We start from the raw sequence: 1,092 nt of genomic DNA, 5'->3' as shown, positions 1-1,092 counted from the left end.
GCAGGTGGATGCCGCGTCGCTCCTTGGGCTGATCGCCCGTCCTGTAGATTTTGCAGCACCTGCTCACCCTCACGTTCCGATCGAACAGTATCTTTGGCCCGGCTTTGCCGGCAGCCCGCATTCACAAGGTTGATCTCACGAGGTTTTGCATGGAGTTGTTTCATCTGGGTATCGACGTAGCCAAGGCCAAGCTCGACTGTGCGCTGCGCTCACCCGAGGGCAAGATTCGCCACAAGGTCATCACCAACGACGCAGCCGGCTTCGCCCAACTGCAGGCTTTCCTGTCCCGGCAACACGCTTTGACACTGCACGTATGCATGGAAGCCACAGGCGTCTATTGGGAGCCGGTGGCTGAGTTCCTCGCCGCTCTGCCCCACGTCACCGTCAGTGTCATCAACCCGGCGCAGATCAAGGCCTTTGCCGCCTCGCGCATGGTGCGCACCAAGACCGACAAGGTCGATGCCGCACTCATCGCTCTGTTCTGCCATGAACGCTCACCCAAGCCCTGGCAGCCGCCGTCCGAGGCCGAACGCACTTTGCGCGCGCTCGTGCTGCGTCTGGACAGCGTGCAAAGCATGCGCACCCAGGAATCGAATCGTCTGCTCGTTGCGCAAAGCGCGCTACGGCAGGGGATCACTCAGCACATCGAATGGCTGGACGCCGAGATCGAGCGGCTCGCCCGCGCGATCCGGGATCTGCTCGACCAGGATGACGATCTGGACGGCAAGCGTCGTCTGCTCGACAGCATCCCGGGCCTGGGCGAACGCACCATTGCCATTCTGCTGGCTTTCTACGCACGGGTATCCCGCTTCGACAACGCTCGTCAGGCCACTGCATTCGCTGGCCTTGACCCTCGGCAGCACCAATCCGGCAGCAGCGTCTGCGCCAAACCACGCATGTCCAAGGTCGGCCACTCTTTCCTGCGCAAGTCACTCTACATGCCGGCCATGGTCGCGCTCTATCGCACCGCCTGGGGGAAGCTCTTCCGACAGCGTCTGTCCTCTGCTGGCAAGCCGCCCAAACTCATCATCGGCGCAATGATGCGCAAGCTCATCCACGTCGCCTTTGGCGTTCTCCGATCCGGCAAACCTT

At 62.0% G+C, this 1,092-nt stretch carries 1 protein-coding gene; it reads left to right on the top strand.

The window, feature by feature from the left end:
• Positions 1 to 149: 149 nt before the first annotated feature.
• A partial coding sequence (locus WDZ97_RS19870) for an IS110 family transposase (RefSeq protein WP_425763905.1) occupies positions 150 to 1,092 on the top strand: 943 nt, incomplete at its 3' end.

The organism is Methyloversatilis sp. MC4-4, from assembly GCF_049843555.1.
Classification (GTDB): domain Bacteria; phylum Pseudomonadota; class Gammaproteobacteria; order Burkholderiales; family Rhodocyclaceae; genus Methyloversatilis; species Methyloversatilis discipulorum_B.
The sequence above is the reverse complement of the archived record's forward strand: the minus strand, read 5'-3'. Positions and strand labels throughout refer to the sequence as shown.